Genomic DNA, 15351 nt, shown 5'->3' on the forward strand with positions numbered 1-15351 from the left:
ACCGCGCAGTTCTTCCAACCCGAGTCCAGGGCTTGCCCTGGTTCGGGTCGAGGGGCGAACAGCCCCCGCGGGGTCCGGGGCAGCGCCCCGGCGCGGCGTCCCCAAGAAGAAACCAATGGTCAGCGCAACGGCACCCGCGTCACCGCCCTCCCTTCATTTCGCCACGAGCACCAGCACGCTCCGGGCGCACATCCCGTATTTCGTGGATTCGCCGCCTATGAGCGTTTCCGCGCCCGGGTTTGCGACCTGGTTATCGCCCTCGGCCCAGTTGCAGGTGTCCGTCACGCGGTGCCACGCCTTCCCGTTGCCCGGCCACGGCAGCGTGAAGTCGACGCTGCCCGACCAGCCGTTGTAGGCGATGTAAATTGCGCTCGCCGGGTCGCCGAACTCGGTGCCGTCGATGCGCCACGCGAGGGCGTGGTTGCTCCCGCTGTTGAAGTAGGCGCTGTCGGGCACGGTCCCGTCCGACTTGAACCAGCGGAGCTGCTCCATGACGTTCCCGTTGCCGTCCGTGCCGCTGTAGTATTGATCGGGGCGCAGCGCGGGGTGGGCCTTGCGGAATGCGATGAGACGCCGGGTGAACGTGCGGAGGTTTTCCTTGTCCGTCGACGTCGTCCAGTCGATCCAGTTCTTGTCCGAGTCCAGGTTGTAGACATTGTTGTTGCAATACTGCGTGCGCAAGAGCTCGTCCCCGCCGGTGAACATCGGCGTGCCGGCGCTCAGCATGAGGAACGCGAAACCGTTCCGGGCTGCCCTGCGCTGGTCCGCGGCGGCGCCGCCCTGGTCCCAGCTGTGGTTGTCGTCCTCGCCCCCGTCCGAGGGCCCGTACGGCCAGGGTTGCGAATTGCTCTTTTGGTTGCACGCGTAAACATCTCGCAACGTGAAGCCGTCGTGGGCGACCATGAAGTTGATGGAGTTCCACGGCTTGCGCCCGTCGTCGCCGAAGAGATCCGACGAGCCGACGAAGCGGCTGGCGAGTTGGCCCGGGGTGACCGTCGCGACGCCGAGCTGGTTCTGATCCTTGCGCAGCGTGTCGCGGAAAATGCCGTTCCATTCGGACCAACCCGAAGGATAGTTGCCGACCTGGTACGAATTGCCGCCGATGGCCCAGGGCTCGGCGATGAGGTCCACGCCGGCGCCGCCGCCCGCGGGGCGGGGCTCGAGATCCTTCCAGATGCGATTGAGCGCGGTGTTCGCGTCGAACTTGTCGTAGTTGAAGCAGCCGTGCTGGCAGGTATTGCCCAGGACCGAGGCGAGATCGAAGCGGAAGCCGTCGACGCCGAGGGTGTCCTTCCAGTGCGCGAGCGAATGGACGATGAGGTCCTGGGCGATCGGGTTGTATGTATTGAAATTGCCGCCGACCCCGGTGTTGTCCCAGCTGTGTTGCAGGTCCGCGCTCAGGCTGTAGTAGGTGGGATTGTCGAGGCCCCGGAAGGACATCACGTTGTAGGTGGTCTTGTCGTTCGCGCTCCAGGCGCCGCCTTCGCCGGTATGGTTGTAGACGACGTCGATGAAGACCTTGATGCCCTGGTCGTGGAACGCCTTCACCATCTCCTTGAACTCGCGCGTGGGGCCGCCGGCCGTCTGATCGGAGGCATAGCGGCGATCAGGCGCGAAGTAATTCAGCGTCATGTAGCCCCAGTAATTGTCCCCCGCGGTGCTGGTCGGGGCGACGTCGTTCGCGTCGTTGTCCGTCTCCTGCACGGGGAGGAATTCGACCGCCGTGACGCCGAGCTGCGCGAGGGCAGCCGCCTTCAGGCCCGCACCCTTGTACGTGCCGCGGTACGCGGCGGGAATGCTCGCGTCGCTCTTGGTCAAGCCGCGGACGTGGACCTCGTAAATGACGTCGTCCTTGAGGGACCGTGTGGGCTTCGCGCCATAGGAGGTCGCGTCCGGCGGCAAGACGATGCCCTTCGTGGCCTTCGTGCCGCTGTCGAGGTTGCGGTACGAGGCGCCTGAGGCGAATACGGTGCCGTCCGTGTTGCTCGGGTTGATCGGGTCGTGGCTGATCTCGAAGGCGTAGGGATCGAGGAGCAACTTGTTCGGATTGAAGCGATTGCCCTGCGCGTCCACGTCCGCGAGGAAACCGGAGCCCGAGCCCTTGGTCCAGCTGCTCGTGTACGGCCAGTTCGGCCCCCAGGCGCGATACCCGTAATAAACGGGGCCGGTGATGCCGTAGGTATTCTTGAGCGTGGAGACGGCGACGGTCTTCGACCAGACGTTCGTCGCGGCGTCCTTGGTGAGCACGTACTTGATCTTCTCCTGCGCGCCTTGCGACTGCGCGTAGAGGTAGACCTCGATACGCGTGGCCCGAGAGGAGTAGACGCGGAAGGTGATGTTGCTCTGCGTCGCGTCGTAACGCGCGCCCAGCGTGAAGGTCACCGCAAGCTGGGAGGGCGCGGGGCCGTCGGGGAGCGCGAGGAGCGGCGCGTCTTCGTCAAGCGTGTCGTCGGGCGCGGTCTCCGTGAGCGCATCCTCCAGCGTATCCTCCGGCGCATCCAGCGCGGGGCCGCAGCCGGCGAGGAGTGTAATCAAGACCGAAGCAGCAAAGCGGCGCCCGAATACGTGGCGCCGCCCGCCCTGCGAAGTTTCGTCGTTTCCGGTGAGCATGGATAGGACCTCTTTCGCGCGGCCCGAGAAGGGGCCCGCACCGCCAGAGGTCCCGGCGTAAAGTCGCTCCCCGCACGAGTCAAGAAACCTTGGATGCGACCCTTGGACGTTTTTTTATGATGATATGGCTAAAATCTCCCATGACGGTCGAAGGGGGAGCCGGCCCCCGGAGCCGGCGCGCGTTTCCCCCTCGGCGTCCGCCTCCGCTCCGCTCCGATGGATGTAGCGTCCACCCTGCGATGAACGACCACACTCTCGTCTCGGAGTGTTTCCGGATGCGATTCAGGGATGCGGCTTCGAGGGCGCGTCGCGCTCGCCCGGAGCCGCGTCGCGTCTGCGGATTCCCAAAGCCTTCAGCTTGTGGACCAAGGTTCGGAGCGGCATGCGCAACCTGCGCGCGGCCTCCGTTTGATTGCCGCCCGCTTGCCGGAGCGCCTCCTGGATCAGCTCGCTCTCGTAGCGCTGCACGCGCTCGCGCAGGTCCGCCTGATCGTCGAGGGGAGCGGCGGCGCGGCGCGCAGGGCTCGGGGAGGCAGGCCGAGCGCCGTCACGTACGCGCTCCGGCAGGTCGCCCAGGGTGATCGTATTGCCCTCGGCGACGATCACCGCGCGCTCGATCGCATTGCGGAGCTCGCGAACGTTGCCCGGGAACGAATAACGATGCAGCGCCGAGAGCACCGCGGGGTCGATGCCCCGGATCTCCCTCTCGTGCTCCCGCGCAGCCTGCCTCGTGAAACGCAGCGCGAGCGGCTCGATCTCCTCGGGGCGCTCGCGCAGCGGTGGCAGGGTCAAGACCATGGTGTTGAGGCGGTAGAGCAGATCGAGGCGGAACGTCCCCTCGTCGCACATGACCTCGAGATCGCGGTGGGTCGCGGCAATGAGGCGAATGTCGACCGTCGTCTCCCTGCTCGAGCCGACCCGGGTCACGCGCTTGGTCTCGAGGACACGCAGGAGCGCGGCCTGCGCCGAGGCGGGTAGCTCCCCGAGCTCGTCGAGAAAAACCGTGCCGCCGTGCGCTGCCTCGAATACGCCTTTCTGCTGCTGCACCGCGCCCGTGAATGAACCCCGCTCGTGCCCGAAGAGGGTGCTCTCGACGAGCTCGCGCGGCAGGGCGCCGCAATTGACGGAGACCATCGGCCCCGAGCGTCGATCGCTGCGGTCGTGGAGGGCGCGGGCGAGGATCTCCTTGCCGGTGCCGGTCTCACCCCGCAGCAAAACCGAAATCGAAGAGCGCCGCAGCTTGTCGATGGCTTCGAAGAGGCGGCGCATCGCGGGGCTCGCGATGATGGGCCCGTCGTCCTCCCCACCGTCTGCGGCGCGCGAATGCGGCGAGGCTCGACCTCTCTCGCGGCGCGCGACGGCATCGTCGGGCGCGAGCGCGTACACGGAGACCACGACACGACCGAGGAGCAGCTGATCGCCGGGGCCGACCTCGCCGCGCGTGACGCACTCGCCCCGGATGCGAACCCCATTCGTCGAATCCAGGTCCTCGACGCGCACGACACCACCCTGCAGCGTCAAACGCGCGTGTCGTCGTGACAGGCTCGCGTCCGGGATCCGGACATGCGACGGCTCGAGGCGCCCGACGATAATGGGGCGCCCGGGGCTCAACGGGACGAATTGCGTTCGCCCGTCGTGATGGACGACCAGCGCGACACCGGCTCCCTTTCGATCCACCTGCTCCACGGCCTCGACGGCGCCTTCGGGTAGGCGCACGGTGATGGCGGCGGCGACCGGATCGATGCTCGGGATATTCATGGCTCCTCGGGACGAGCGAGACGCCCCGGGGACCGGGCGGTCATCCAGAGCATTGCGTGTCGCCATATCACCGGCGGCATCCGGCGCAAGGAAAACCAGCTCGCCCGCGGCCCTCGGTCGTGGCGTGCCGTACGGCGCGCCCACGGTGCCCATGGTTTCGTTTTATTCGAGGATTGCCCGCGGAGGTCGAGATGCGGGAGGGGGAAACGCAGCCGGTCGAGGACGACGAGGGCAGCAGGGGGCCCGACGGGGCCCCCGCCATTTGGAGGGTTCAGGGCACGTTCGCGGCGCCGGGCGTCACGGTGGAGGTGGCGGCCCAGTCGGCGGCGGCGTCATCGGTGTCCGCGCCGCTCGGGATGCGGCAAAGCGAGCGCTCGGTCCGGCCGCTGTCCGCGGTGGTGAAGGGGTTGCCCTCGACGAGACTCACCTGGCCGACATTCGGGATATTCGCGGCCGTGATCCGGCCCTCGTACGAGAGCGCGTCGAGCATGGCGCCGTCCTTGATGAGCGCCACGCCGTCCGGCCCACCGTTCTGGATCTGGTTTTCGGAGCCCTGGAAGTTGATCTTCAGCGCGCCCTCCGGGACCAAAACCGATGGGCTACCCACCACCAGGAATTGCCCCGCCCCGAGCGTTCCGGCCTGGCCGAGGTCGACGGTCGCGTAGACCTCACCGTATTGCCCTTCCACGAAGACCAGCGAATGGCCAGCGAGGTTCACGGGCGACGCGCTACCATTCCAGATCTCCACGAACTCCGCCTGGTCCGCCCCCGCGTTGTCGTAATCGATCTCGTTGATGACGAGGGCGGCGCCGTCGCCGTACGTGCCGGTCAACGTCACGCCCGAGTAAGCGCTGAAGCCGCGGACCATCACCCAGTACGTGCCGGGCTTGATGTCGGTGATGGTGCAAGTCTCGTTGCTATCCCCGCCGAACGGCCGGCACTCCCACTTCGAGCCCCGCGGCGGCTCGCCGAAGAGAACGTAAAGGTCGGCGTCGCCTTCTCCGCCCTCGATGGTGAACGTGAGGCTCGTCGCCCCCTCGGGCACCTCCAGCGTGAAATACTGCTTGCCGTTCGGGTCGCCGCTGAGGTTCGCGACGGGCACCCCATTCTCGAGCGCAGTTGCATTCGGTAGCGGTATCGGGACGCCCACGCCCACGGCCTCCCAGGCGTTCGAGACCGATTCGAGCTCCGCGTCCGGGAGCCCGAGGATCCGCGCCGCCTGCTCCGTCGCAGCCTTGGCCTGGTCGAACGTGGTGGTCGACGTCATGATCGCCATGTTGGCCAGGTAGAAGACGCGCGCCGCCTTCTCGACGCCGATGCCCCGCACCTCGACCGAGGTCTTGCCTCGCGGATGCGTGCCGCCCTGGGCGAGGAGATAAAAGGCGAGGTTCGCGATGCCCGAGCTGAAATGGACGTCGATGCCATCCTCGTAATCCGGGAAGTAATCGAGCGATATCCCGTCGAGCGCCGGATCGGCCAAGTAACGGAGCGCATCGCCCTCGGTCGCGGGCGTCCACACGTCCTCGCCAATCTTCCAGGTATTCTCATCGGCGACGCGGCCCGCCCGGAACCACTCGCACACGCTCCCGAAGATGTCGCTCATGGCCTCGTTCAGCCCCCCCGACTCGCCGACGTATTCCAGGTTCGACGTGCTCTGGGTGACGGCGTGGGTGAGCTCGTGGGCGGTGATGTCCATCGATTCGGCGAGGTTCGAGGCCGTCACGCCGTCGCCGTCGCCGTACACCATCTGGGTGCCGGTCCAGAAGGCGTTGACGAAGTTTTCGCCGAAGTGGACGGAGCTCACCAGCGTGGCCCCCAAGCCGTCCAGGGAGTCGCGGCCGAAGAGGGTCGCATAACAATCGTACGTGACGCCGATGTGCTCGTAGTTGGTATTGACGGTGCTATCCTCGACCGGTTCTTCCCCCTCGCTGCGAGCGAGCGCTCCGGGCAGCTCCATGCCGTGCGCGAGATCGTGGATCTCCCGGTTCTTCGCCGAGTGGATATGCGGGATGCGGCGGACCACCTTGCCGCTCTCGGCGTCCACGAGCACAGTGTCGCGAATGGGCGTGCCGTCTGCGCGCATACCCGTCACCTCGACCTGATAGACCAGCGAGAGGGCTTCGGGCGTCCGCACATAAGCAAGCTTCGCCTCGCCGGCGGCCAAGGCCTCGGGGAGCGACGGTACGGCGCCGTTGGCCACGGAGATCGCCGTGCTCGCGTCGATCCGCGGCTCGCGCGGCGCCGGCAGGTCGTCGCGGGCCTGGCCGTTGGCCGACGTGAGAATGCCCTTTTTCACGTGGACGACCAGCTCGCCACCGATGACGGGCAGGCCATGCTTCATCTGCTGGAAACGCAGATGCTGGTTGCCGAACGAATCGTGGTGGACCGTCTTCTGGACGAGATCCGCGGAGTTTGCGCGGAACGCAGGGGCCATGACAGCGAGGGCCGAGCGCACGTCGATTTTTCCGTCGTCCTCCCGGACCTCGGCAGCCCCGAGGTTGCCCTGGAGAGACGTCGGCACGCCGGCTTTGTCCACGTCGACGACGCGGACCGAGGGGAGCGCGTCGAGGTGCTTCTGGATATCGAGACCGGATCGCCCGACGAGACCGGATTGCCCGTCGAGACCGGATTGCCCTTCGAGCTCCGCGCCCGTGTCCCCCGGGCCCTGGCATGCAGCTGCGAGAACCGTGGCAGAAGCAAAACCAAGTACACCCACAATCCCAATCTTCTTCATCTGGAGTTCCTAGGATACAACGCTGCTCTTCGCCGCGCGCTCCGGTGATCCGACCGTCGGATCCACGTTCGCTCTGCGGCGTGGCGTCGGACTGAGCATTGAGCAGGGGTCGTGCCAGCGGCGGGGATACGGTCTGGCAGGGCGAACGAAAGGTCCTCCAGGGCGCGCCTTTTTATCCGCGCGGGGGCTTTTTCGCGGGAGCACCGGCTTCGTCGTCCCCTACCCCGGCGCATGAGCATCGGCAGCAATGCCATGGGGGTTCGAGCAACCCGTTGCTCGAACAGGGCTCCCATCCGAGCAACGGGTTGCTCGGGTGACCATGGACCTATCGTGTGGGGGCCGTGATGTGCGAAAGACGGGTATCTGGAGGAAGATTGAGACGCACCATTGGCTGGGCTACATCCATCGTCGGGCGACGAGCTTGCCCGGCAGGGTGCGCCCCCGAGCCATGACGTCCTCGGCGCGAAGCGAGCGAACTCGACGAAGGACCGAGCGTGCGACGAAGCGCCCGTCGCGGCGCCTTGCCGGTCACAGGCGCCCCACCCAGGTTTGGGGGAGGCCGTGCTATACCCACCCCAGCCGGGGCGCCTCGTTCGCGTCGTCCGACGGACCCAAAGATCATGGACATCCCGCATGTCGACGTCCCGCGACCGGGTGACATCGTGGCCGGCAAGTACCGGATCGAGGGTACGCTCGGGCAGGGCGGAATGGGCGTCGTGCTCGCTGCCGAGCACCTGGCGCTCAGGCAGCCGGTCGCGCTGAAGTTATTGCTCCCCCGCCACGGGGGCACTGTCGAGGCTGAGGAGCGCTTTCTGCGCGAAGCCCGAGCGACCGCGTCGCTGCAGAACCAGCACGTGGTGCGTATCCTCGACGCCGGCCTGCTACAGACGGGCGTGCCGTATCTGGCGATGGAGCGGCTGCGGGGGCTCGACCTCCAGGAGGTGCTCCACCTGCGCGGGCCCTTCTCGAGCATCGCGGCCGTCGACCGCTTGCTGGAGGCGTGCGAGGGGATCGCCGAAGCGCACGCGCGCGGAATCATCCACCGCGATTTGAAGCCGGCCAATCTGTTCCTGGCCACGGGAGCCGACGGGGTGGAAATCGTCAAGGTGCTCGATTTTGGTTTGTCGAAGTGGCTCACGCCCGAAGGCCCGACAGAGAGCAGCTTGACCGACTCGAATGCGATCGTCGGATCGGTCCCGTACCTCGCGCCCGAGCTCTTGCGAGGCCTGAAGTGGGCTGACACGCGCGCCGACATCTGGGCCCTCGGCGTGATCCTTTATGAGTTCCTCACGGGGCAACGCCCCTTCGAGGCCTGCACCACACCACAATGCCTGCTCAAGATCCTCGAGCATCCGCCGGTCCCCATGGATGCCTGGGGGGTCGTCGTGCCGGCGGGCATCGATCGCGTGGTCCTGCACTGCCTGGAGAAAGACCCCGGAGACCGCCCGCAGACGGTCGCCGAGCTCGCCCAGGCGCTCGAGCCATTCGGCTCCTCCGCGGCGCGCGCGTCCCTCGATCGCATCCGCCGCTATCAGGCGAACGAGGGTCCCAGCCGCCCCCAGAGCAGTCTCGTCGCCGAGCCACCTCCTTCGGAGCGCGTGGCGTCCCTCCACCGGGAGGAGACCCCGAAGCCCTGGGTGTCGTCGGACGCGCCTCCGCGCCCGCGTCCAGGAAGCGGCCGGTTCGGCCCCACGACGACCCCCCTACACGAATTGAACGCCCAGACACCCAGCCGTGCGCTCGCCCCGCCGGAGCGTCCGAGAAGCTTCTCCTGGGGCCTGGCCCTCGCCCTCGGAATGGCCGTGGCCGCTGGGCTCGCATTTGGGCTCTCGCGCATGACGCGGCGCATGGACGTCGTGTCGGCCGAGATCATACCGGAGCGGCTGACGAGCTTCGCGCCTCTGCCGGTCGAGTCGACGATACCGCCCGATCCGACGTCCGCGGCGCAGATTCGGCTGGGTCGGGTCCTTTTTCACGATCCGCGCCTGTCCAAGAACCAGGATATCTCGTGCGCCTCGTGCCACCCCCTCGAGGCCTGGGGCGTCGACCGCAGAAAGCTATCGCGAGGGAGCGACAATCGAGAGCCCCCCCGGAACACGCTGAGCGTCTACAACGTCGACGGCTATTTCGCCCTGCTCTGGGACGGTCGGCAGGACAACCTCGTGGATCAGGCCAAGGAGGTGCTGCGATCCCCGCGGGCCATGGCGGCCACGCCCGAGCGCGTCGAGGCGACGCTCCGCTCCTCCAAAGGTTATACGCAGGCGTTCGCGCAGGCGTTCCCCGGTCCGACGCAGCCCGTGACGTTCGACAATGTCGCGCGCGCGCTCGCGGCGTTCCAGGCCACGCTGTACACGCGGAGCCGCTGGGATCGATTCCTCGAGGGAGACAAGGCCGCGCTGAGCGACGAGGAGAAGGCGGGCTTCAACCGGTTCGTCGAGATTGGCTGCATCACCTGCCATTTCGGACCCAACGTGGGCGCGACGATGTACCAGAAGGCTGGGCTCGTGAAGCCCTGGCCGGACACGAAGGATCGGGGCCGCTACGAAATCACGCGGCGAGACGTCGACTGGATGGTTTTCCGGGTACCCAGCCTGCGCAACGTCGCCCGGACGGGGCCGTACTTCCATGATGGCTCGGTCTCCTCCCTGGAGGAGGCCGTGAAGATGATGGGGAGACATCAGCTCGGGCAGGAGCTGTCCGACAGGGACGCGCGCTTGATCATGCGGTGGATGGAGAGCCTGACGGGTGAGATCCCCCGCGACGCCATCGAGCTCGACGAGGCGTCACGCGTGCTCTTGAAGGGAAACGTGCCGTGAGGTCGGCCGCCCCGTGGTCCGGTTTGAACGGTAAAACCCTCAGAGGCCGAGCTCGGTCAGCCCGGGCCAATCGGCGGGCCTCGGGCCATCCGATTCCCACAGGAATTTGCGCTCGCTCGCGGCGATGTGCACGTCATTGATGCTGGCCTCTCGGCGGCGCATCAGGCCGTCGTCGTCGAACTCCCATTGTTCGTTGCCATAGGAGCGGAACCACTGGCCGTCGGCGTCGTGCCATTCGTACTGGAAGCGCACCGCGATGCGGTTGCCGTCGAACGCCCAGAGTTCCTTGATCAGCTTGTAATCGAGCTCCTTGGCCCACTTGCGCGTCAAGAACTCGATGATCGCCGCGCGTCCCTGGAAAAACTCCGCGCGGTTTCGCCAGACGCTGTCCTCGGTGTAGGCGAGCGCCACACGCTGGGGATCGCGGGAGTTCCAGGCGTCCTCGGCCAGGCGGGCCTTGCGGATGGCGGTCTCGCGGGTGAACGGAGGAAGCGGGGGCCGGGGGGACATGGCAGGGCTCCTTGGTCGGTACCGAGATAGGTACAGCGTTCAGGGAGCGCGCGTCAACGGGCGACGCCCCCTCCCCGCGGCGCCGCCGCGCCCTTCGCTTCACCAGCTCGCCAGGAGGGAGCCGTCGTCGGAGGCGACCAGCGTCGTCGTCTCCGCCGGGTCGAGCCGCGCATAAATCACGTATTGCCGCTCCCAGTAACTTCCGTCCGGGTGCGGCGTCGTCTCGCTGATGTCGCTGCGGGCGATGAAGCGCTGGGCGTTCATGGCCGTGTTCGTGAGCTTCGGCAGGATCCGATACTGCGCCGTCTGGCCGTTCGCCGCGCAATGATAGTACAAGGAGACGGGCGCCGTCGTCTTGCCGGACGCCGTCTTGAACATCCCGTTGAAGGGCATCCAGCATTGCCCGCTGTACCCGGCCGGGGTGACGTAGGCCGTTCCGTGAACGACCGGGTTATTGGCATTGGTCCCGGTCCCGTATTTGAGCTGCGTCCAGCCGTTCACGTACATGCCGATGCTGAAATCGTATTCGCTGCCCAGCGCATCGGTCTGCTCGTACACCGGAACCGTGGCGCCCTGCCAAACTCCGCAGCCGCCGGCGCCGCACGCTCGCTCCCGCATGCCCAGCATGAAGTTGCCGAACGTGGCAGGCTTCGAGGCGAACTTGGTGCGAATCTGCGTCGCAGTGAGCGCGCCGACCTTGATGTCGCTCTCGAACAGCTCCTCGGTCCCCGTGGTGAGGGCCGACGCGCTCGTCGAAATCGCCTCGTCGAGTGCGTCTTCCATCTCGCCCTCCGCGGCCGGCGAGGCCACGCAAGCGATGGGAGCCAGGCAAAAGAGCATACACAGACCAATCCAGCGAGACATGTTGCCTCCGTTATCGTCTTCGGCGCTGCAAGGGAGCGCGCCCGCGTTGACGGAGAGCACTATGCGCCTGGGACGGGCGCGCCTCTGGTTACGAGCGGTTACATCGCGCTCGCGCCGAGGCGGCCGAGGCGCACGGGCACGCCGAGTCGGTAGCCGTCTCCGTCGCGGAGGAGCAGCGCCGGCTCTTTCGGCTTCTCTTCCAGCACCTGCCGCATCCGGTGGACGGCGACCTGCAGCCGCTTGTCGTCGCGATGCGGATGGTAACTCGGCAGGCCCCACGCGCCGAGCACCAGGTCCTCCTTCGTCGCGCGCCCGCCGCCGCGCACGAGCACCTCCAGGATGCGCACGTGCAAGTCCGCCGACGAGAGGTCCACCCGCTTGCCGGAAGGCAGCAAAAGGGCGCGCTGCTCGAGGTCGAGCACCACCACCACCGAATCCTCGCTTCGTGCCGCCGCATGGGCCGAGCGCGCCACGATTCTTCGGTCCAGGGCGTCCTGCGTGTCCTCGCGCCCGAGCAGCCCTCGCGCCCGCCGGCGCACGACGGGCGACGCCGGGTCTTCCGCCATCGAAAGGAGGACGGCCGGGTCCCTCCGGTCCGAGACGAGCCAGGTCGCGAGGCGCGCCTCCGCGGCGAGGCGCGCCGAGCCGAGTCGCTCCGCTGCCTGCGCAAGAGAACGCGCGATGAGCTCGACGAGCGTGCGCGCGCTCGTGCCCCGGGCCGCGCGGAGGAGGCGCACGTCGAGCAGGAGCGCGAGCAGGTTCGCCTCTTCGATGGCAAAGCCCTCGCGCCGGGCGAGATCCAGCGCGCCCTCGAGAATGCCATCGGCGTGATCGAGCTCATCCCGGGCGATCGCAGCCTCCGCCTCCGCGCGTCGCGCGACGAGCCCCACGTCGGTCGGCAGGTCCGGCGGCGTCGTAAAGGAGGCCGTCGCCGCGCCGCGACGCGCCGCGACGATCACCTGCCACGCTTCGAGCAGCACCCGCGCCGTTCCTTCCGGGACAGCCATGCCGGCCGGCAGATCCGCGAGCGTGACAGGCGGCGCGCACGTGACGTCGATGGCCGCCTTGGCGCAGAAGGACCAGACGACGAGCTCCGGCAACTTGAACTGCGGGGCGTCGAAGGCGAGCTCGCGCGCGAGCTCCTCCAGGCCTTCCCCGGGTCCCGCGAAGAGGCGCAACCGGAGCGTATTGTAACGGTGAACGAAGCGCAGGTAGACGGATTCGTCGACGAAGGGCTCGACACGATCGAGGAGCCGCCGCCCGAGGTCAAAGCGTCCGCGCTCGACCGCCAGCGCGAGGTGCGCGAAGAGCTCGGTCGGGCGGCAGTCGGCGGGCGGCTCGCCAGCGCCGAGCACGCGCTCGAGCTCGCGGAAGCGCGAAGACGCGAGGAGCGCCGAGGCGAGCGTGGCGCGCAGCCGGCGGCGCTCTTCGACCCGGAGGCCCTCGAGTTTTTCCGGCATGGACGCGAGCATGTCCGTCGCGCGAGCGAAATCCCCGCGCAACATGAGCGCCGTCGCGAGCCGCAGGTCGCGATCGATCCGCTGGGACGTGCTGCGCACCTCGAGCCGCTCGAGCAAAGCGACCGACGCGTCGACCTCCGCCGTGTGGCGGAGGATGTCGGCGAGGAGCAACGCCGCGTCCGTCTGGAGGTCGACAGGCCCGTGCTCCGCGAGCGCACGGGCCGTGTCGCGCGCCCGCGCCACGGCTCCTCCATGCACGAGCAACCTGCACCAGAGCAGGCGCACGCGGGGATCGGCGGGCTCGGGCAGAGCCGCGGCCCATGCGAGCGACGCCCCCCCGTGGATCCAATCGGCGCAGCCGAGCCGATGCCCGAGCAGGGCCGGGCTTTCGAGGCGACCGAGCAGTTCGAAAAGCCCTTCGGCATACCCGGCCGCGCAGAGCATGAACAGGCGCTCGTCGAGCAGCGACGCGCAGAGCGCCGCGTCGCCTTCCTCGATCGCGAGTCGCACGGCCTCGAACGCAGAGGCAGGGCCCTCGGTATGGAGGACCAGCGAAAGCGCGGTACGCCGCGCCTCGGCCGCGTCGAGAGGCTCGGCGTCCAAAAGGGAGCGCAGGCGATCGTCGAGACGAACCCCGCTCGCCGTGAGCCGGATCAGCCCGCGCTCGTCGAGCTCGCGCGCCACATGCGCGGGCAACGCGGCGGCAAAGCGGAGAACCCGCAACGCTTGCACGGCGCGTTTCGCCTCGTCGCCGAGATCGACGAGCAGCGACCCGCCCGGATCGGCGCCCTGCGAGAGGACCAGGCGGCGGGCGCGGAAGGGGGAGCCCATGGCCTCGCGCGCGAGCGCCGCCGCCTCGGGGGCACCGCGCAAGGGCGCGCAGCGACGCACGAGCCGCGCGAGATCTTCTTCGGGGAGCGGCTCGATGCGGAGCGCCTTGTCCGCGAGCTCCTCGTGGCGGGGGCGCGTGCGTGTCATCACGACGAAACGGCTCTTGCGCGCATAACGGCTGATCGACAGGAGCAGCCGCTCCGTGAGGTCGTGATCGACCGCGTGGAGGTCGTCGACGAGGACCACGGCGCCCGCTCGCTCGGCGAGCTCGATGTTCAGCATGATGAGATCGGCGCGCGAGCGCCCCTGCGCCAGCCATTCGACCGTCTCTCCGGCGAGCCCGGCGAGGCATCGCCCGAAGCTGATCAGGAAGGTCGTATCCTCGGGCGTGTCGAGCGCCGAGTGATAGGCGGCGCGTGGGATTCGAAGGTCCGCGACGACGCGCAAAGCGAGCCCGGTCTTGCCGAGGCCGAGCGGGCCCCAGAGGATGGAGAGGGGGCTTTGCGCGAGCCGCCCGCAGAGCCACGCGCGCTCGTCCGTTCGGCCTTCGAAGATCTCCGGTGGATTCGGCAGGTGGTACATGCGGTCGTACATGTGCGATGGGCGGTCTCTGGCCGCAATCTCGTAGCTCGGCAGGTAGCCCGCCCGCGAGCTCCAACAGGCCGGCGGCGTACAGCGGCAATGGCGACTGCGATCACCGCGAGGCCGACCGTGTTCCTATCGTCGTCGGTGCTCGCGAAATCGCACGCGCACGCCGAGCGCTTCTGGACGCGTGGCGGCTCGACGGGCTCCGCGCCGCCGGTCGCGGGCTGATTTGCCGGAGCGGGGCGGGGCTTCGGATTGGTGACGAGCAGCTCGCCGAGCGCAATGCGCCGGTCCTTTTGGTCCTGCGCGCTCGTCATCCGCGCCATCAATTCGACCTTGTACACGCCGGGATCGAGGGGCGGATCGAAGGCGAGCAGGACACCCAATGAGCCGTCCCCCACGTAGCCCCACCCGCCTCCCATGTCCATCGGCACCCGCCTCTCGCCGGCCGAGCTCTTCAGCGTGATCTCGCCGTGGTCGACCCGCCAAGGACTTCCGTCGTACGAGACCCAGCGGAGGTGGAGCGCCCGCCCGCGAAGCGAGCCGCTCATCACGGGGCTCGGGGCGCGCGTCGTATCGAGTTGTCCGACGATCCCGAGAGCAATCGCGCTCCTGACCATGGCATACCGAACGGCATCGTCCTCCTCGAGTGGCCACCGCGCGACGATCGCGGCGCCGGAGATCTTCGCGTTCGGCTCACGCGTATCGACGGCGCCGGCGGCCGCGGCGCGGACGCGGGCGTCGGGGTCGTCGAGGAGGCTCGCAATGCGGCGGGGCATCGACTCCAAGAAGGATCGCGGCCCCCAAGCGTGGTGCAAGAGCTGGATTGCAGCGACACGGGCGCGCGGCGAGGCGGCGCGGTTCGTGGCGACATCGAGGATCCGCGCCTTGTCGACTTTCTGGCGCATGATCAAGAAGTCGACGCCCTGGGCGCGTCCGAGCGCGTCACAGAAGGATTCTGCATCGTTCGTCGTCGCGATGGCTTGGAGCGATCGCACCGCGACGAGGTTCTCCCAGCGGGGGAACGGCACCACGGCGAGTCCATCGACATCCCGTGTGTCGTCGGGCCCGACCTCGGCGGCGAGCGCCTCCACGTTCTGAGAAGGGGCGCGAAGCAGGGCGCGCACGCGGTCGGCACGCGCGATCGCGCGTTCGATCGCCGGCTCGAGCTCGGCGAGGGTCA

General features: G+C 68.1%; 7 protein-coding genes. 1 reads left to right on the forward strand and 6 read right to left on the reverse strand.

What is annotated here, in order from left to right; genetic code table 11:
- Nucleotides 1-153: 153 nt before the first annotated feature.
- The 3 genes from KEG57_RS51100 to KEG57_RS51110 all read right to left on the reverse strand — a co-directional run bounded on the left by KEG57_RS51100 (nt 154) and on the right by KEG57_RS51110 (nt 7102).
- On the reverse strand, nt 154-2610 hold the full coding sequence (locus KEG57_RS51100) for an alpha-amylase family glycosyl hydrolase (RefSeq protein WP_272425388.1): 2457 nt from the start codon (nt 2608-2610) through the stop codon (nt 154-156).
- A 282-nt stretch (nt 2611-2892) separates the two neighbouring features.
- Nucleotides 2893-4368 (reverse strand): sigma 54-interacting transcriptional regulator, encoded by a 1476-nt coding sequence (locus tag KEG57_RS51105; protein ID WP_272425387.1) that lies wholly within the window; start codon nt 4366-4368, stop codon nt 2893-2895.
- Nucleotides 4369-4639: 271 nt separating this feature from the next.
- Nucleotides 4640-7102, reverse strand: a complete 2463-nt coding sequence (locus KEG57_RS51110; RefSeq protein ID WP_272425386.1) for a M4 family metallopeptidase — start codon at nt 7100-7102, stop codon at nt 4640-4642.
- Nucleotides 7103-7722: 620 nt separating this feature from the next.
- On the opposite strand from KEG57_RS51110, the gene KEG57_RS51115 reads away from it, so the two are divergent.
- A complete protein-coding gene (locus tag KEG57_RS51115) occupies nt 7723-9918 on the forward strand; it encodes a cytochrome c peroxidase (RefSeq protein ID WP_272425385.1) in 2196 nt (731 codons plus the stop codon).
- Between the two features lie 39 nt (nt 9919-9957).
- On the opposite strand, the gene KEG57_RS51120 is transcribed toward KEG57_RS51115, so the two are convergent.
- The 3 genes from KEG57_RS51120 to KEG57_RS51130 all read right to left on the reverse strand — a co-directional run bounded on the left by KEG57_RS51120 (nt 9958) and on the right by KEG57_RS51130 (nt 14177).
- Complete coding sequence (locus KEG57_RS51120; protein ID WP_272425384.1) at nt 9958-10428, reverse strand: nuclear transport factor 2 family protein; 471 nt, start codon at nt 10426-10428, stop codon at nt 9958-9960.
- Nucleotides 10429-10527: 99 nt separating this feature from the next.
- Nucleotides 10528-11292, reverse strand: a complete 765-nt coding sequence (locus KEG57_RS51125) for a hypothetical protein (RefSeq protein WP_272425383.1) — start codon at nt 11290-11292, stop codon at nt 10528-10530.
- A 98-nt stretch (nt 11293-11390) separates the two neighbouring features.
- Complete coding sequence (locus tag KEG57_RS51130) at nt 11391-14177, reverse strand: winged helix-turn-helix domain-containing protein (RefSeq protein ID WP_272425382.1); 2787 nt, start codon at nt 14175-14177, stop codon at nt 11391-11393.
- Nucleotides 14178-15351 lie beyond the last annotated feature (1174 nt).

Source organism: Polyangium jinanense (assembly GCF_028435365.1).

Bases quoted from the DNA above. Each gene is read 5' to 3' on its own strand.
- KEG57_RS51125 (WP_272425383.1), bottom strand. From the start codon at position 11,292: ATGTCTCGCTGGATTGGTCTGTGTATGCTCTTTTGCCTGGCTCCCATC.
- KEG57_RS51130 (WP_272425382.1), bottom strand. From the start codon at position 14,177: ATGTACGACCGCATGTACCACCTGCCGAATCCACCGGAGATCTTCGAA.
- KEG57_RS51105 (WP_272425387.1), bottom strand. From the start codon at position 4,368: ATGAATATCCCGAGCATCGATCCGGTCGCCGCCGCCATCACCGTGCGC.
- KEG57_RS51120 (WP_272425384.1), bottom strand. From the start codon at position 10,428: ATGTCCCCCCGGCCCCCGCTTCCTCCGTTCACCCGCGAGACCGCCATC.
- KEG57_RS51110 (WP_272425386.1), bottom strand. From the start codon at position 7,102: ATGAAGAAGATTGGGATTGTGGGTGTACTTGGTTTTGCTTCTGCCACG.
- KEG57_RS51100 (WP_272425388.1), bottom strand. From the start codon at position 2,610: ATGCTCACCGGAAACGACGAAACTTCGCAGGGCGGGCGGCGCCACGTA.
- KEG57_RS51115 (WP_272425385.1), top strand. From the start codon at position 7,723: ATGGACATCCCGCATGTCGACGTCCCGCGACCGGGTGACATCGTGGCC.